This is a genomic window from Rhizobium sp. CFBP 13726, from assembly GCF_014841925.1.
Lineage (GTDB): Bacteria > Pseudomonadota > Alphaproteobacteria > Rhizobiales > Rhizobiaceae > Neorhizobium > Neorhizobium soli.
In genome coordinates, this window is record NZ_JACYUU010000002.1 from 422,700 (window position 1) to 439,340 (window position 16,641).

The 16,641-nt window shown below is 57.7% G+C and carries 18 protein-coding genes, 1 tRNA gene and 3 pseudogenes; 16 read left to right on the forward strand and 6 right to left on the reverse strand.

All coding sequences use genetic code 11. The features are described from left to right. Positions 1 to 240: 240 nt before the first annotated feature. From IFT66_RS09025 to IFT66_RS09035, 3 genes are all read left to right on the forward strand, one after another. A complete protein-coding gene (locus tag IFT66_RS09025) occupies positions 241 to 711 on the forward strand; it encodes a hypothetical protein (protein ID WP_192077413.1) in 471 nt (156 codons plus the stop codon). A 113-nt stretch (positions 712 to 824) separates the two neighbouring features. Further along, positions 825 to 1,310 carry a hypothetical protein gene (locus IFT66_RS09030; RefSeq protein ID WP_192077414.1) on the forward strand — a complete coding sequence of 162 codons (486 nt, stop codon included), beginning with the start codon at positions 825 to 827 and terminating at the stop codon, positions 1,308 to 1,310. A gap of 184 nt (positions 1,311 to 1,494) precedes the next feature. Next, positions 1,495 to 2,025 carry a hypothetical protein gene (locus IFT66_RS09035; RefSeq protein ID WP_062582744.1) on the forward strand — a complete coding sequence of 177 codons (531 nt, stop codon included), beginning with the start codon at positions 1,495 to 1,497 and terminating at the stop codon, positions 2,023 to 2,025. A 224-nt stretch (positions 2,026 to 2,249) separates the two neighbouring features. Here IFT66_RS09035 and IFT66_RS09040 read toward each other — a convergent pair whose 3' ends face one another. Then, a complete protein-coding gene (locus tag IFT66_RS09040) occupies positions 2,250 to 2,717 on the reverse strand; it encodes a hypothetical protein (RefSeq protein WP_062582741.1) in 468 nt (155 codons plus the stop codon). 261 nt (positions 2,718 to 2,978) lie between these two features. Here IFT66_RS09040 and IFT66_RS09045 point away from each other — a divergent pair, with 261 nt between their 5' ends. Next, a complete protein-coding gene (locus tag IFT66_RS09045; protein WP_062582740.1) occupies positions 2,979 to 3,419 on the forward strand; it encodes a hypothetical protein in 441 nt (146 codons plus the stop codon). Positions 3,420 to 3,811: 392 nt separating this feature from the next. Here the strand turns inward: IFT66_RS09045 and IFT66_RS09050 are convergent, their stop codons facing one another. Further along, positions 3,812 to 4,693, reverse strand: coding sequence for a DMT family transporter (locus IFT66_RS09050; protein ID WP_192077415.1), 882 nt, complete (start codon positions 4,691 to 4,693; stop codon positions 3,812 to 3,814). A 370-nt stretch (positions 4,694 to 5,063) separates the two neighbouring features. On the opposite strand from IFT66_RS09050, the gene IFT66_RS09055 reads away from it, so the two are divergent. The 4 genes and pseudogenes from IFT66_RS09055 to IFT66_RS09070 all read left to right on the forward strand — a co-directional run bounded on the left by IFT66_RS09055 (position 5,064) and on the right by IFT66_RS09070 (position 9,077). Continuing rightward, positions 5,064 to 6,473, forward strand: a complete 1,410-nt coding sequence (locus IFT66_RS09055; RefSeq protein WP_062582734.1) for a circularly permuted type 2 ATP-grasp protein — start codon at positions 5,064 to 5,066, stop codon at positions 6,471 to 6,473. A gap of 11 nt (positions 6,474 to 6,484) precedes the next feature. Then, positions 6,485 to 7,426 carry an alpha-E domain-containing protein gene (locus IFT66_RS09060; protein ID WP_062455418.1) on the forward strand — a complete coding sequence of 314 codons (942 nt, stop codon included), beginning with the start codon at positions 6,485 to 6,487 and terminating at the stop codon, positions 7,424 to 7,426. 36 nt (positions 7,427 to 7,462) lie between these two features. Further along, positions 7,463 to 8,287 (forward strand): annotated as a pseudogene (locus tag IFT66_RS09065) (transglutaminase family protein); the annotation flags it as partial. A 232-nt stretch (positions 8,288 to 8,519) separates the two neighbouring features. Next, entirely contained in the window at positions 8,520 to 9,077 is a 558-nt protein-coding gene (locus tag IFT66_RS09070; protein ID WP_192077417.1) for a hypothetical protein, read from the forward strand. A gap of 9 nt (positions 9,078 to 9,086) precedes the next feature. On the opposite strand, the gene IFT66_RS09075 is transcribed toward IFT66_RS09070, so the two are convergent. Beyond that, entirely contained in the window at positions 9,087 to 9,374 is a 288-nt protein-coding gene (locus IFT66_RS09075; protein WP_192077418.1) for a DUF3329 domain-containing protein, read from the reverse strand. A gap of 234 nt (positions 9,375 to 9,608) precedes the next feature. On the opposite strand from IFT66_RS09075, the gene IFT66_RS09080 reads away from it, so the two are divergent. The 3 genes and pseudogenes from IFT66_RS09080 to IFT66_RS23915 all read left to right on the forward strand — a co-directional run bounded on the left by IFT66_RS09080 (position 9,609) and on the right by IFT66_RS23915 (position 11,819). Further along, positions 9,609 to 9,685 (forward strand) — tRNA-Arg (locus IFT66_RS09080). A 307-nt stretch (positions 9,686 to 9,992) separates the two neighbouring features. Continuing rightward, positions 9,993 to 10,535: pseudogene (locus IFT66_RS23910) on the forward strand (flagellin N-terminal helical domain-containing protein); the annotation flags it as partial. 789 nt (positions 10,536 to 11,324) lie between these two features. Further along, positions 11,325 to 11,819, forward strand: coding sequence for a flagellin (locus IFT66_RS23915; RefSeq protein ID WP_446737896.1), 495 nt, complete (start codon positions 11,325 to 11,327; stop codon positions 11,817 to 11,819). Between the two features lie 159 nt (positions 11,820 to 11,978). Here the strand turns inward: IFT66_RS23915 and IFT66_RS09090 are convergent, their stop codons facing one another. Continuing rightward, positions 11,979 to 12,215, reverse strand: coding sequence for a hypothetical protein (locus tag IFT66_RS09090; RefSeq protein ID WP_192077420.1), 237 nt, complete (start codon positions 12,213 to 12,215; stop codon positions 11,979 to 11,981). Positions 12,216 to 12,351: 136 nt separating this feature from the next. Here IFT66_RS09090 and IFT66_RS09095 point away from each other — a divergent pair, with 136 nt between their 5' ends. The 5 genes from IFT66_RS09095 (at position 12,352) to IFT66_RS09115 (ending at position 15,900) form a co-directional block, all read left to right on the forward strand. Next, entirely contained in the window at positions 12,352 to 12,768 is a 417-nt protein-coding gene (locus tag IFT66_RS09095) for a DUF4174 domain-containing protein (protein WP_192077421.1), read from the forward strand. A 168-nt stretch (positions 12,769 to 12,936) separates the two neighbouring features. After that, complete coding sequence (locus tag IFT66_RS09100; RefSeq protein WP_062455296.1) at positions 12,937 to 13,218, forward strand: hypothetical protein; 282 nt, start codon at positions 12,937 to 12,939, stop codon at positions 13,216 to 13,218. Positions 13,219 to 13,534: 316 nt separating this feature from the next. Continuing rightward, entirely contained in the window at positions 13,535 to 14,896 is a 1,362-nt protein-coding gene (locus IFT66_RS09105; protein ID WP_192077422.1) for an enoyl ACP reductase FabMG family protein, read from the forward strand. A 199-nt stretch (positions 14,897 to 15,095) separates the two neighbouring features. After that, the gene (locus IFT66_RS09110; protein WP_244476126.1) at positions 15,096 to 15,521 is read left to right on the forward strand and encodes a group II truncated hemoglobin; all 426 of its coding nucleotides are present in this window, start codon (positions 15,096 to 15,098) and stop codon (positions 15,519 to 15,521) included. A 55-nt stretch (positions 15,522 to 15,576) separates the two neighbouring features. Next, positions 15,577 to 15,900 (forward strand): DUF423 domain-containing protein, encoded by a 324-nt coding sequence (locus IFT66_RS09115; protein WP_082476311.1) that lies wholly within the window; start codon positions 15,577 to 15,579, stop codon positions 15,898 to 15,900. On the opposite strand, the gene IFT66_RS09120 is transcribed toward IFT66_RS09115, so the two are convergent. Both IFT66_RS09120 and IFT66_RS09125 read right to left on the reverse strand, forming a co-directional pair. Further along, entirely contained in the window at positions 15,897 to 16,094 is a 198-nt protein-coding gene (locus IFT66_RS09120) for a hypothetical protein (protein ID WP_192077423.1), read from the reverse strand. The genes IFT66_RS09115 and IFT66_RS09120 overlap by 4 nt on opposite strands. Beyond that, positions 16,072 to 16,395 (reverse strand): annotated as a pseudogene (locus IFT66_RS09125) (DUF2325 domain-containing protein); the annotation flags it as partial. The gene IFT66_RS09120 and the pseudogene IFT66_RS09125, both read right to left, overlap by 23 nt. Positions 16,396 to 16,641: the final 246 nt, after the last annotated feature.

Sequence of the window (16,641 nt, forward strand, 5' to 3'; positions counted from 1 at the left end):
GCGGTTAAGAGAGTTCAGACGGCCGGGAGAAATCCTGGCCGTTTTGTTTGTGGGGTATTGGTATTGGGGGTGGCGCGAGCCGTCTCTTCTCAGCTTCCTGCCACGAAGCGAAGGATGCATTTAGGTGCCGATCGACTTCAACCTCATCCAGCAGATATGACGCAACGGCGTCTTTCAAATGGATTTCATGTACAATAGTATCCCGCAAATGACTGCCGCCTAGACAATCGGGGTGAAATCTTGCTTGGCCCGCTTTTGATTTTCGCGCTGTTTTCAACGGACATGAGCTCGGACCGTTTTTCGATTTCGAGAGATTTGCTTCCGTTTGGCGTTCCCGCTGAGTTTGCCGACGGTCGGTCAGCGATTCTCGCCCCGGAAGAGCTGCGAGCCTGCATCATCAGATATGCTGCTGTCGAAAAGGAGCGGCTCCAGCTGAGCATCAAGCGCTTGGCGCTAGCTGTCGAAGAATCACACGGTGTCGTCAACAAGCAGCGTCAAACGAGTGCTCCGAAAGACAGTTTGGACATGCAACTTGACGAGATCGAGAAATCGGTTGCCGAACAGAACGATTTGACAAAAAACACGCGCGAATTCTTGCGGCTACGAGCCAACTTCTTTGCGGAATATCTTGCCTTTGCCGATGACTGCGGTTCCAAAACGTACCGCTCTTCCGACGTGCGGACGTTGTTTCCAAACGGCGTCCCGGATTGATGTGGTCGGCTGGTGCGGTGACGGCCACAAACAGTCATTGGGGTTGCTGGAATTTATGCATTCCTTACTTTCTCCATCGAGTATGGAGAAGACCCAAGCTGCAGGCAAGGCAAATGCCGCTACAAACAAGCACGATGGGTCGCAAACCGGAGACAAAGTTTCTGATCAGACCGCATCATCGCCGCGATCTACCACTGCTAATGGAACAAGAAACCATGCTTATACCTGGCGTTAAAGACACGATCACTTACACTATTGTTTTGGTAGAAGCGATAATGGTATTATCGTTTTTCAAGCAGTACACGAATATCATATACCTTAGTGGATTGGCGAGTATAGCAGCTGTTGTCACTCTTCGAATAAGGCACGCACGTTATACTTACACCCCGTTTTCAGATAAAAACGATCCTGTCATCAGGAATAAAGAAATAAGATGGGCAATTGTAATTTTCCCAATAATATTTATCGTAGGTCAAAGCTTTAAGGCGGCTGTCTCCCCTGGTGGTTTCGCGCAAGGCAATGTTGGAATCATCATGTTTTTAGCAGCGGCGTTTGCTTGGGCATTGCTTGAAGGATTTCTTCGCATACGAATAAAGTAAGCAATAATTTTAGACATGGGTGAGCATCAGTATTTAGCATTTTCGATGGCTTACTCCTCGAACTATTGCATCGACAGAGTCGCCGGTCGGAATTAAAATTGTTACGCACCCTCCTAGCTGCTGCAACAAAACGGTCTCATCACGGAGCAAAGCTGCCAAGGTCGCCTTTCGGCCCAAAGCGGTCATGATAGAAGTTGCAAAAACCAGAGCAGTGAATAATGATTTTGAGATGGCAATTTGGCAATTCGCGTTTGATCTAATGCCGTCGTCGGCTGTAATTATTAATGGGGCGGTTGCCGTACGAATGACGCAAGCGCAGCTTAATGCTATCGAGCCGCACTTTTCAGCCGCAACAATACAGCTTCTGTTCGAACGAATGGGTTCCATACTGCCTGAAAAGTCATCGTGGAGCCCGAGCTTGCGTATATGGGGTGATGAGAAGACAAACGATGTGCAAGTCTTCCTTGGTGAGCCCGGTATTGAAGGGGTGCAGTTTCGTTTGGACGTTGCCAACCTTTCTATGCCGCTTGTGGCGCAAATTTGCTCACTTGCGCAGGATACAGCATGCGTGTTGGTAACGCGAGACGGCGCAATTGTCCGACCTAATGGGACTTCACTCATTCGGGCAGTCATGCGTTCAAACGCGGCGCGATATGTCCGTGATCCGGAACGTTTCATACGGGAATTCGCCGCAGATCATCCAGAACAAATTTAAAGCGAGGCCGTTGCATCAACGCCTGCTTTCGGCCCTAAGCTGACCTAACAGCTACGCATCGCTCTCGCTTGACGAACTACTTCCTCGTCCTAGTTGCTGCAGCGTTGACAAGATTGGTGGCGCCCGAGTTCGGCAAAGTCGGCGTCCGTCCAAACATTTCTAAAGCTCTTTGTTCTCAACAGGTCCAGCGTTCGTCGGCTTCCTAAGCATAAGTAGAGTGACGATCAGCCGAATTTGTCGTTAGTCATGCCGACACCAGTATCGTCCTTTTCCCGGAACAAGCCGTAGTAGCAATCGGAGCCTACGATCCTATCGTCGTTCCACACCGTCGACAGGTTGACTTCGCAGATTAAGGAGCCGCGTTTGGCGCGGTAGAACCGCTGAATGTAATCTTTGGGGGTCTCGTAGAAATCGCTGGCTGGCTCGATATGGGAAACGCAGGCGCTGAATTCTGCTTGACCTTCTCGGGAATGTACCGCCAGATTTGCAGCGTTCGTCGAAGGAACACACCATCGAGCCGGACCCTTCGTCGTTCTGAGGATGGCAGCCATGTCATCGATACGTCGATGGGCGGAGGTTGGCCAGAACAGCAGGTCGGCGGTTTCCCAAGGCTGCCACAGAGCTAATGCTCCCGACAGTGCTATGGTAAAAACGCACAGCAGCAGATTAATTCTTGAAAGCATGATGATCATTCAAAATGCTGCGCGAGAGTTCTTTGCTCAAACACCCGACTAATCCCTGGTTGGCCAATAGGCTTCGTAGAACGCATGATCCGCAAAGACGCATCCATATTCGGGCGTTGTTGTCGGGCGCTCATATGCCGACGTTAGACTTTCGAAGCAATGACCGCAATTGGCGCAAAGCTGCCGAGGTCGGCTATCGCTGCTCCCAGAAGGTGGGCAACTCGCCCGTCTGCAAGTTGCAAAACATGCGTTTGCAAGTATGATATCGGGATGAAGATAAGGGCGATCAGTGCGGAATTGCTTGGCTTTGAGGAGGATTTGGATTGGACCCATCCTATCTCCGTTTGCATCAAGTTTTCAGACGATACTACAATTAGGTTTCGATGTGCGAGCGACGGCCAGAGCATTGCAACGGATGATCAGCCTCTCCGTGACCCCGTAGACATGGCGGAATGCGGAAGGATCGAGGTCCACGATCTATCTGACCGTCTCACCATTCCGTTCCTTACCTCGGACATCCAAGCAGTGGATCAGATCATCGATGAGAACAACGTCACGGTGGGTGTGGCTTTGATGAGTGACGATGGTCCCATTCTGTGCTTCTGGAACTACGGCGACGAGCTTGGTTATGGCAGTTTTGCTTCAATGGCTGATGAGCATGACTGGGGCGCTAGACCGAAGATTTCCGGCATGGCGCTTTCATTGAGATAACTGCAAGCGACTCACGCTATCTACAAAGTGGCCTGAAGGTCTGCCATTTTTCAACACTATCGGCCCAAAACTGCCCCAGGCTCATTGCCCACGTGCCAGCAATCAGGCCGCTTGCACGGAAGCCAGCTTCATCCCCCACCCCCGCATATCCCCCTACTTCTTCTTATCCTGATCCCGATGCCACTTGATGGCGAAGAACATGCCGGTGCCGAGCACGATGATCTTGAGCGGGAAGAAGACGATCGGGAACCAATCCCACATGTCGCTGATATCCAGGCTTTTGAGTGCATTAACGGGCGTGGCGGAGCAGTACATGAGAACGGCTGCGAACAACATCCGCCATGTTGACGCAGAGGAGGTCGGAGCGAGAGAGGTTCAGCCTCAAATGGCCCTCAGCCCGCCTTCGCCTTGCGGTTCACCAGATACACGCCGAGAACCACGATTGCGGTGCCGGTGACCATGGGGAGGGTCAGGGGTTCGCCAAAGAGGATTGCTGCTTCGACGGCAACGACGGGCGGCACAAGATAGATCAGCGAGGCTGCGCGTGAAACCTGTCCGCGGCGGATGAGGTAGAGGAGCAGTGCGACGGCACCGAGCGAGATGCCGATGACGGACCAGGCCATGGCGGCGAGTGCCTGGGTGGTCCAGTCGAAGCGCATGGGCTCGATCAGATAGGCGACCGGCAGCGTCACGATGAACGCTCCGACATATTGCAGCGTGCCGATGGCAACGAGGTTGCCCTGCTGCAGGTAGCGCTTCTGGTAGATCGTGCCGTAGGTGACCGACCCCATCGCCATGAGATTGAGGAGAAGCGGCAGGCCAAGCCCGGTCATGCCGGCCGACAGGCTTGCAAAAAGCTGCGGCGAGATGGCGATGAAGATACCGGCAAAGCCGAGCGCGAGGCCGAGCTTCTGCCGGCGGGAAAGCGTTTCGCTAAGCAGGAACGGCGCGACCGCCGCCGTCATCAGCGGCTGCAGTCCGGCAATGATGCCCGACAGCCCCGAGGGCACGCCCTGCCCGATCGCATACCAGACGCCGGCGAGATAAAGCCCGTGCAGAAAAATGCCTGAAAGCACCGCATGGCCGATCTCGCGTCCGGTCTTTGGCCACGTGACCCGCAGGGCAAGCCCGAGACAAAGGAAGACGACGGCCGCCAGTGCATGCCGGGCGGCCAGAAAGGTGACGGGGTCCGCATGGGCGGACGCATATTTGGCGACGATCCACCCGGTCGACCACAGGAAAACGAAAACGGCCGGAGCCAGGCGGTCGAGCATTAGAAGGTTCCGGAGAGTGGCTTTGACAAGGCCGGTGGGCGGGAAATGATCCGGCGTCTGATTAGGCTGTGGCGGCGACGCGGTCAAAGTAGAAATACTCACCGTTCCCATCAGCGCATCTGACGGTGTGCGACTAAAATCCGGTCTCCGGTGTGATCAGCGATGAGGCAGTTGCTGCTTTGACGAGCGGTCTTTCTACGACCGAAGATGAGCCGTCGCTAATTCCATCGGCAGTTGCCCTTTTTGATCGTCGTTCAGGCCCTATCTCACCGCATCAGGACGGGTCGTATATTTGTCATACGCAACTGAGCATGGTTCTTGCATTGCCAATGCCGTTGTATTCTTATGACCAAAAATGGGGAACATACCTTTGGCATTTGATGAAATGTTAACCGCGGACGACCAGCCGCGTCTGCCCTATAAGACCTACCACGATTGGTATGCCAGCCAGGATACGGCGCATCTGATCCGCAAGACGCAGGATGCCGAAAACATCTTCCGCAAGACCGGCATCACCTTCGCGGTCTATGGTCATGCCGACAGTTCCGAAAAACTCATCCCCTTCGACATCATTCCCCGCATCATTGCCGCCCGCGAATGGCGCAAGCTCGCGCAAGGCATCGAGCAGCGCGTCGTGGCGCTCAATGCCTTTCTCGACGACATCTACCACAAGCAGGAAATCATCAAGGCCGGCCGCATTCCGCGCGAGCTGATCGAGAAGAACGTGGCCTTCCTGCCCGAAATGATCGGCTTCAAGCCGCCGGGCGGCGTCTATACGCACATTGTCGGCACCGATATCGTGCGCACCGGCGAGGACCAGTTCTACGTGCTGGAGGATAATGCCCGAACCCCGTCCGGCGTCTCCTACATGCTGGAGAACCGCGAAACGATGATGCAGATGTTCCCCGAGCTGTTCACCCTGAACAAGGTGCAGCGCGTGGAGGATTATCCGCGCCAGCTGCGCCAGTCGCTGGCCTCGCTCGCCCCCCCCGGCTGCAAGGGACGGCCGCGTGTCGCGGTGCTGACCCCCGGCATCTACAATTCCGCCTATTACGAGCACTCGTTCCTGGCCGACCAGATGGGCGTCGAACTGGTCGAGGGATCGGACCTTCGCGTCATCGATGGCAAGGTGAAGATGCGCACGACGCGCGGCTATGAGGCGATCGACGTGCTCTACCGCCGCGTCGACGACGATTACCTCGATCCGCTGACATTCCGGCCGGATTCGGCGCTCGGCGTTCCCGGCATCATGGATGTCTACCGCTCCGGCAACATCACCATCGCCAATGCGCCGGGCACCGGCATCTGCGACGACAAGGCGATCTATTCCTACATGCCTGAGATCGTCGAGTTCTATACCGGCCGCAAGGCGCTTCTGGAAAACGTGCCGACCTGGCGCTGCTCGGAAGCCGACAGCCTCAAATACGTGCTCGAGCATCTCGAGGAACTGGTAGTCAAGGAAGTGCATGGATCGGGCGGCTACGGCATGCTGGTCGGCCCGACCGCGACGAAAGCCGAGCGCGCCGAGTTTGCCGCAAAGCTGAAGGCGCGACCAACCAACTACATCGCCCAGCCGACGCTGGCTCTGTCCACCGTGCCGATCTTCGTCAACAAGGGCGTTGCCCCCCGCCACGTCGATCTGCGCCCTTATGTCCTCGTGTCCGACAAGGTGAAGATCATTCCCGGCGGATTGACACGCGTGGCCCTGAAACAGGGTTCACTGGTGGTCAATTCCAGCCAGGGCGGCGGCACCAAGGACACATGGGTACTGGAAGATTGAGGGCGTAAAACATGCTGGGAAGAACTGCAAACGGCCTCTACTGGATGTTCCGCTACATCGAGCGTGCCGAAAACATCGCCCGACTCGTCGATGCCGGCCTGCGCGTCTCGCTGACGCGGGCCGGATCCTCCGACGAGGACTGGCACGGCGTTCTGGAAAGTGCGGGCGTGCGCGATGCCTATAAGCAGGTGCATGCCAAGCTGACGGCAGCCGACGCAGTGGATTATCTCCTGCGCGACACGGCCAATTCGTCGAGCGTCCTGTCCTGTATCGAATCGGGCCGCAACAATGCCCGCATGGTGAGAACCGCCCTGACGCGCGAGACCTGGGAGGCCACCAACGAGGCCTGGCTCGATCTCAAGGCACGGCTTGCGCGCAACCTCAAGGCCACCGAACTGCCGGAACTGATCGACGTCATCAAGCACCGCTGCGCCCTCATCCGCGGTGCCTTTCACGGCTCCATGCTGCGCAACGATCTCTACAATTTCTCGCGCATCGGCACCTTTATCGAACGCGCCGACAACACGAGCCGCATTCTCGACGTGAAATATTACGTGCTTCTGCCCTCCGTCAGCCAGGTCGGCGGCGCACTCGACAATTTCCAGTGGGAATCGATCCTTCGCTCGGTTTCCGCTCACCGCTCCTATGGCTGGGTCTATGACGGCGACTATCAGGCCGGCAATATCGCCGACTTCCTGATCCTGAAAGTTCAGATGCCGCGCTCGCTTGCCTATTGCTACGAAAAGATCGTCAGCAATCTCGGCTACCTGCAGCGGGAATACGCAGAGCGGCACACGGCCCACGACACGGCCGACGCGATCCGCGCGACGCTGACGCGGGGATCGATCACCGAGATCATGGATCACGGCCTGCATGAGTTTCTCGAGGAATTCGTATCGCGCAACAACCAGTTGAGCGCCGAGATTTCGCAAGGCTATCGCTTTTACCAGTAGGACGGGCCGAGTGGCGTCCCTTGAGGATTTGAAACAATGCGCCTGAAGATTTCCCATACGACGGAATATACCTATGATGAACCGCTGCCCTATTCGCTGCAGCGGCTTCGCCTGACGCCGACCGCAGGATCCACCCAGAAGATCATCAACTGGACGGTGAGCGTGGACGGCGCCACGGTTGAGGCAGGCTATGCCGACCAATACGGCAACCGCGTCGAACTGGTGTCGTCGGAAGGCGGCGAGAACACGATCCGCATCGTCGCATCCGGCGAGGTGGAAACCGTGGACAAGGCCGGCGTTTTCGGCACCCATCAGGGGTTCTGCCCGCTCTGGCTGTTTCTCCGCGAAACCCCGCGCACGGCAGCCGGCCCGCTGGTAAAGGCGCTGGCAGAAGGCCTGACCGGCGACAGCGAACTTGCCCGCATGCATGGGCTGATGGAAACGATCCACGAGACCGTAGCCTATACGCCGGGCACCACGACGACGGAGACCACCGCCGAAGAGGCGCTTGCCGCAAAGACCGGCGTCTGCCAGGACCACACCCATATCTTCCTGGCCGCCGCGCGGTTGCGCGATATCCCCGCCCGCTATGTTTCCGGCTATCTGCTTATGGAGGGCACGACCGAACAGGTGGCGACGCATGCCTGGGCGGAGGCGCATATTCCGGGCCTCGGCTGGGTCGGCTTCGATGCGGCCAACGACGTCTGCCCGGACGAGCGCTATGTGCGGCTCGCCACCGGCCTCGACTACCGCGACGCAGCCCCGATCTCAGGCATGCGCATCGGCCGGGTCTCCGAGACGTTCGGCGAAAACCTCAAGGTGTCGCTGACGGTGGAGGATGAGGGCCAGACTCAAGCTGAACGCTCACAGACCCAGGGTTCGCAAAGCCAGAGCGGTGGACAGAGCCAAAGCCAAGGTGGACAGAGCCAGGTCCAGGGCGGGCAAAGCCAGACCACGCAAGGACAAAGCCAGTCGTGACATCGGGATCGGCTGCCTAAGACAGCCGTCGTTGTTTACGTAAATTTAACCGACTCTCCCGCAAGCCCGGCACCATCCAGGCATGATTGTCTGCGCCGATAGCAAGGGAGCGGAAATGCTGCTGGGACAATCGATCTTCCAGTCGGTGCTGACACGGCTGAAGCGCGAGCGCGACGACGACCAACCTGTCGAGGCGGCAGCGGATTTCCGCGTCCGCGGCCTTGGAACGGGTTTCGTCGTCTCGACGACCGACGAGGAACCCGAGACAGGTGCGACTGGCGACACCAACGCCTATTTCGCAGACCTCGCCGACATCTCGGAACTGGAACCGGGAGCCGGCACGCAGCAAGAGATGGAGGCGCAAGCTCCGCCTTCGCCAGGTGATTTGACATCCGAAACCCCGCAGCCGCAGCCGGTCGATCCGGTAGAACCGTCTATACCTGTACACCTGACCCGGTTGACGACGGATGAGATTGCCGGCGAACTTGATATTGTCGACGTCGACACGGAAGCCACGCTCAACGACAAGCGAAGACGGTTTGCCAAGACCAACCATCCGGACGGCGTGGCCGAGCGGTTCCGTCCGGCGGCGACCACGCGGATGCAGATCGCCAACCTGCTGATCGACCAGGCGATCAGGGCGCGGGAAATCCACGCGCGGATGTTCGGCTGATTTTAAGGTTCAGGTCTTGTCGAACGTCCTGTCGGCAGGCCGCTCAGGCGCATTGCGCACCTGCGCATCGTCGGCCAGCGCATCCTGGTCCTGTACAGGGTCGGCCATCGTAACCGGTGCAGCCGGCCGCTTTTCGAGGAACAGCTTGTAGGCCGCATAAAGGCCGAGACCCCCGGAAATGACCGCCCAGGTGACCGAACCGGCATAAAGCTCGAACACAGCCCAGCCGAAGCAGATCGCCGGAATGAGGATCCGCCGCCAGAGCGGCCCATAAAACGGGTGGTTCGGATCGATCATGCGTGCCTGCTCCCTCGCGGCCAGATACGGCCCTGCCCCGACGATATCCCTGTCCCCAGCGAAAATTGCAAGGGATCACTCCCACTTTCCCTCTCCCCGACGCAGCCCCGCGGGACGCCCACGGCCGCTATCTTGCCCACAGGCTGCGATTTCCCGATTTTGCCAATTGATGCCGCAAGCATCCTGGGTTAAGAACCGTCTCATCGGACGAAGCGAGTCATCGCTTTTCGGCATGCACCCGTAGCTCAGCTGGATAGAGTGTTGGATTCCGATTCCAAAGGTCACAGGTTCGAATCCTGTCGGGTGCGCCATTTTCTCTTTAAGTTCCTCCACATGAGAAGCAATCGGTCACCACCAGCCTATGGTGAAAATCTCGTTTTGCTTTACAACCATTAACTTAACGTTAGTCAAGTTTGCGGCACATAGATACCTGAAGTGCTCGATCTAAGATTGTAATAACGACACTCGAGCAGCCCTAGCCTCTCCGGCATAGGGACGGTCTTGCCATGATGGCAGGCACCCTGAGGGGGTTAACCGTAAACGTGATCCGATCATTGCTAGTCTTTCATCGATCTGCGGCGCAGTTCGAAGCGCTAGCCCATGCTTGTGGGGCTCTACGTGACCAGTATTTTGACCAACATCGCTGCAACAAATGCGCTTCAGACCTTGCGCACACTGAATTCGAACATGGAGCGCACGCAACAGCAAGTCAGTTCGGGCCTAAGGGTTCAGACCGCCGCCGACAATGTCGCGTACTGGTCGATTTCGACGACGATGCGATCCGACACCGACGCCATAGCAGCCGCCAGCGATGCGCTCGGGCTCGGCACCGCCAAGGTGGACACTGCCTATCAGGGCATGGAGGCCGTGATCGATGTTCTGGATGAGTTCAAAGCCAAACTCGTCACCGCAAAAGAGACCAGCGTCGACAAGGGGCAGATCCAGCTCGAATTGGACAAGTTGAAAGAGCAGGTCGTCTCCATCGCCAACGGCGCGAGTTTCAGCGGAGAAAACTGGCTGAACACCGACATTGCCGACATCTATGACAACACGATCAACAAGTCGTCCGTGGTGTCAGGCTTCACCCGGACTGCATCCGGGGTATCAGTTCAGAAAATGGAATCTGATCTCTCATCGATTTCTCTGTTCAACACCACCGGTGGCGGCCTGCTTCAAGCCGATGCGCGCGATGCCTATACGGTCGGCGGAATCCGCTATCCGACCTCCTATTCCAGCTACTCCGACGCGACGGTATACTATACCGATGACGGGTCTATGGATTGGATGAACCCGAGACGATCCACTGGCAGTGCCGGCATCTTCGCTCTGAACGATTTCCCGGATGAAGCGCCTCTCGATTTCAAAACGGCCGGTTCGAACATCAGCTTCACACTCCTGCTTGACAAGGAAGTGGAGGACCCAAGCCAGCTTCCCGGGCCCTACTTTGGAGGAGTGAGCACTACGATCACAATCACCAAGGCTGACGTGGACGCCTATGATGCCAGTCTTGGTGGAGTCATATCGACCAACACGCAGTTCGCAGGCGTCCTCAACAGGCAGTTGAATCCACTCGGCGCCTTGGTTTCAGCCGACTCCTTCATGTACGATCCCCCGGATTCAAAAAATCGCGTCCACGATCCCAAGAAAATGAGCATCATGACGCTCCAGAAAAATGGTGACGGATCCTATGTCGGCATCTCGAACCTGAGTAGCACTGGCGTCAGCAACGGTGGTTTGAAAGAGAATTCTGCCTATGGCTTACGTGGGTCGAGCTTAAGCCTCGAGTTCCGAGACTTCACTCTATACAATGACGGCGAGAACGAAGACGGTATCGAGATCAACTTCAATTTCGCGGTCAATGGTGCGTCCCAGAAATCCTATTCCTTTGATCGCACCTATGTGAATACGCTGCTGAACAAGACCGACGGTACGGTCGCGACCGCAGAGGAGATGGAAACTCTGCTGCACTCGCTGCTCGACGCCGATTGGCCAAACCTAGTCATCGAGGCGACGGATGCCACCCACGTCACCATCAAGTCAGATCCCGCAGTCGATCGGAAATGGGGAAGCGGAACAAGCATAACGTTCAGCCAAATCCGCGTCAGCAACGAGCCTCGTCCGGCGCTCGACTTTATCGACATCGACATCGAAGAGAACCCCGACAATATCGACAATTATCTGAGCTACATCGAAACCGCGAAATCGAGGGTTGTCGACGGCGCCGCGTTCCTTGGTTCGCTCCAGCAGCGTCTCGACATGCAGACAAGCTTCAACTCAACCCTCATGGACAATATCGAAAGCGGTGTAAGCCGCCTTGTCGACACGGACATGGAGGAAGCCTCCGCCAGGCTGTCCGCAATCCAGACGCAGCAGCAACTTGCCGTTCAGGCATTGCAGATCGCCAACAGCAGCAGCGAGACGATTATGCAGCTCTTCAACTCCTGAACGCACCTGGAGCGCTGGCCGAAGTTCTTTCACGGATCCAGCCCTCCTTTCATTCTCTGGTCGACATCGTCATGACCAGGCGTTCGGTGGTTCACCGCGGTTCCGCTGTGGCGCGTATCGAGGCCACCCTGCCCTACACCATTGCCACCATCTGGCCGCTCACGGCACCGGACGCCCTCTCGCCGTACAAGGCGATGCCTCAGGCTCCACATCCACCAGCATGTCGTCACACTCGAGACAGGTCATGCAGATCCCGCAGCAATCCTGATCGAACTCCTCCACGGATCTTGGCTGTCGACAGCAGTCGCAGATGGGCGAGCCCGGGCCGGCGACCCGGGTGGGAGACAGAATTTCCATGACGTTGCCATCGCGTGCGTGCGCAGAGGTATCTGCCATCGCAACCTCCCTATTTCAGTTGATGATCATAAGATGGGAGCGACTAGCTCAAGAATCCAGAGAGGGCGTACAGACAGGAAGCACCTGAACCATCACGCGTTTGTTGCGTTCCTTCGGTAGATCTGGAGATGACCGCATGAAACGAACACTCATCGCCTTCGCCCTCTCGCTCGCAACCTCGCAGGTGTTTGCCATGGACAGCCTTTCACACCTCGAATGGAAAAAGCGTGTCCTCATCCTTTTCGGTGACAAGGGCGATGCATCGATTGCAAGACAGGTCGGCATCCTGACATCGCAAAAGGCGGAATTGGCGGAGCGCGGCATGGTTGTGCTGCAGGTTTCCGGAGATGTCGTGGAAACGATCTATGGTGACGCCGACCGGATCGACGCGCGCAGGCTGCGCGCGGAGGCAAATATTGCGGACGGTGCGTTTCATGTCGTCCTTGTCGGCAAAGATGGCGGCGTGAAGCTGAAAAGCGATACGGTCGTCAGCGACGTCGAGATGTTCGACCTGATCGATCGCATGCCGATGCGCCGCGGCGGAAAAGGCTGAATGACCTCAGACGACATTGGGGTATCCGTGGCACGCAACGGCTCCGATTCGTTCAACTTTTCGCGACCATTTCGGAAAACGCGGGCATATCCCCGATCGACATTTGCGTTGCGACGCGTTCACCCTACCTTAGGCGCCTAGGCCATGAATTGAAGGAGACGATGACAGATGAGCGCCGAATTCGGTCCGTACGTGCAGATGGGTAAGCTTGCTCAGGTGATGGCCCACCAGTACCAGAAGGACACCAACCTCGCTTTGGCGCCCCTGCTGTCGCATTACATGGACGAGGTCGAGGTCAACGTGGCCGCCGACAGTTTCAACCACTCCGGTTTCATGAACAATATCCGCGGGCCGCTCAAGGTCACGGCTGACGCAACGACGGACGAGCGGCGCAAGGCGTTCCTGCAGGCCGTCGTGGATGCGCTTCAGGAGCGCATGCAGCGCGTATAGGCCCTGCCGCAGCAGGATTATTCCAAGATTGAGCTCATAAAATCTGATGCAACGCGCCTTTTCGCGCACGTGCCGGCGTTGCGCTGTGCACGGCGCGGATGGTCGTGGAAGACGGAGGGGTTGCCATCAGAATACGGTCTCGGCACAGCTGTTAGGCGGACGATCGGCCTTAACAACCGCCCTGGTCACCGCGTCAGTTCACGAATCGACATACTTGGACACGCAAAATGAGTTCCCATTTCGCGTTTTTATGGTGCACTAGGTCTCAAAGATATTCGAGGGATCGATTCCGGTCCTTTTTGAGAGAGTTTGCGCCATGGAAAATCCGATCCCCCTGAAACGCATTTCCCAAAATGTCGTCTTTCGCAAAGGTGACGTGTTTGTTCTGTTCGGCGAGCTGTTCGGGCGCGGTTACGCGACCGGGCTGATCGAAGAGGCCAAGCGTGCGGGCATGAAGATCGTCGGCATCACCGTCGGGCGCCGCGACGAGAACAACGCGCTGCGTCCGCTGACCGATGACGAACTGCAGGCTGCGGAAACGCAGCTCGGCGGCAAGATCATCAACGTTCCGCTGATGGCGGGCTTTGATCTCGACTCACCGGCCGGCACGCCGACCCCGACCGATCTTCTGGCCGACATGACGCTCGAAAGCTGGCAGACCGACAAACTGGACTGGGATCACATCGAAGCATGCCGCACAGTCGGCGTGGAGCGCTTCCGGAATTCGCTGACGAAAGTCATGGCGATCCTCGAAGACATGATCCCGGCCGGCAAGAATGTCTTCTTTGCTCATACGATGGCGGGTGGCATCCCCAAGGCGAAGGCGTTTCTCGTCATCGCCAACCGCATCTACAAGGGCCGCGGCGCCCGCCACATGTCCTCGCAGACACTGCTCGACAGCGACATGGGCAAGCTGATCCTTGCAAACTTCGACGAGGTTTCCGCCAACACCTATCACCACCTGATCGATCTCAGCACCGCCATCCGCACGCGGATCGAAGCAGCGGGCAACCAGGTGCGCTACACGGCCTATGGATATCACGGCACCGGCATCCTGATCGGTGACGAATATCGCTGGCAGACCTACACCAACTACACGCAGGGCTATGCCAAGATGCGGCTTGAGGATGTAGCGCGCAAGGCCTGGGCCGATGGCGTCAAGGCGACCGTCTACAACTGCCCGGAAATCCGGACCAACTCGTCCGACGTGTTTGCCGGTATCGAACTGCCTCTCATCCCTCTCCTTCTCGCATTGAAGAAGGAAGGCGGCGGCGCTTGGGCTGAAGAACTGTGGCAGGCCTGCCAGGAGCGCCTGGCAGACGGCTACACGGTTGAAGACACGCTGCAGAAGATCATCGATCTTCAGGCAGACGAAGTCATGCAGCCCTTCTACGATTTCAAGCGTTGGCCGATGCCAAACAGCCAGGGCCAGTCCGATCTCACCATCGGCACCTCGGCCGAGATCACGCAGATGCACAAGGATAGCAAGGTTCTGATCAGCGATCTGTTGAGCACGCTGGTCGTCGAGGCAACCGGACAGCTGATCTTTGCGGAAACCTCGAACCCGACCGGTCCTGTCGTGTGGCTCAACCACGACATCGTCGCCCGCAAGCTCAATTCGACCCATGAGTCGAATGCGGATGCAGGCGTGACCGAAAAGGTCAGAATGCTCGCCTGAAAAAGGCCGCTGCACTCCATCGTGCCCGCCGACCCCGCGTCGGCGGCACCATCGATGCAGAGATACTCCCTGACAGTCGCCCGGCATCGCTTTGCCCCTCAGGCCCTAGTCCGGGTCTTGCCCTGACGGTTGCTCCGGCCTACCAAGCCTTGAACGATCAACCACCCTTGATCCGTCTAAGACGCCGGATGGGTGAGGCATGGAAACCGTGATGGCAGACGAGGACAGGCAGACCACATCCGGCGAAACGATTACTCTTTACGAGGCGATCGGGGGTGATGCGACGGTTCGGGCCCTTGCGGCGCGCTTCTACACCCTGATGGATACGCTGCCGGAAGCTGCCCGCTGCCGGGCCGTTCATCCGCAAAGTCTGACGGGAAGTGAAGCGAAGTTCTATGACTATCTGACCGGCTATCTCGGCGGCCCGCCCGTCTATGTGGAAAAACACGGGCACCCTCGCCTTCGCTCGCGCCATTTCGGCGCTGAGATCGGACCGGTGGAGCGCGACGAATGGTTGCTGTGCTTCCGCCGCGCCATGGACGAGACGATCGCAAGCCCGGCCCTGCGCGACATCATCTGGCCGCCGATCGAGCGGCTGGCTCATCACATGCAAAACAGGGAATAGAGCCTTGGCGAGACTCGATAAACTGCGGCCGTTCATTCTCTTTGCGAGCGGTCTGATGGGCGCCTGCGGCGTAGGCCTTGCGGCTGCCGCAAGTCATGGCGGCGATACGCTTTTGCTCGGGTCTGCCTCGATGATGTGCCTGGCGCACGCGCCGGTGCTGCTCGCTCTTTATCTCGGACATCAGCAGATCCGCACAGCGACGCTGGCCGGTCTCATTCTGGGCCTTGGGACGATCGTGTTTGCGGGTGATCTGGTGGCGCGTCATTATCTCGGAAGCCGACTGTTTCCGTTTGCCGCGCCACTCGGCGGCAATCTTATGATTCTCGGCTGGCTCGCAATCGCGATCGGAGCGTTTTTGCGCGCCGAGGACCGGCGCTAGAACGTCCGGGTTTGGCTCGAAGGTATCGATCTCGGCAAAGCCGTATCCTGCGAGCGGTCCATCGCGAGCCGGTAAAGCTCGGTCACCATGCCGTCGCCGCTCTGTTCGGCGAGCTTGTGCAGGACCGCCATCGCGTCGAGATCGCGCCACTCGCGATCGAGAATAGGCTGATCAGGATAACCTGTTTTCATCATTGCGATCCTTGATTGTCTGCAGCGCCCGCTCAAGGCTTGACTTCGACCCGTTGCGCAAGGGGATGAAGGTGACGCCGAACTTCTTGCATCCGGTCTTTACCCGCAGACACGCATCGTGGCTGATACAGTCGATCGGGCAGAACACGCAGTCAACCGAGGGAAGCACCGTATCGATGCGGGAAACCGCCTCGCGCAACCCACCGTCGTGATGGATCAGTTCCGCGCCGTGGCGGGTGGCGATGGCGCGCAGATGGGCCACCTGGCAGTCCCGGCCGCCGACATAGAGAAAGCTGCGGATGTCGACCACTTCCCCGCCGATCCCGGAGGCGCCATTGGCAGCGCTGCGGTTCGAGGATGCCGCAGCATCGGATGCGGCATTGCCGCCACTCGTGTTTTTCCGCTTCTGTTTCTTCGCCATGATGCTCTCCGTATTGGCCCGGAATAATTCGGGGCAAACCCCGTCGTTGGCGCACCATATGAAACTTGAATTTGAGAGTAAAGATTAAAGTCGACTCTTTCACTCATATTAATTGAGGGACACAGCCCG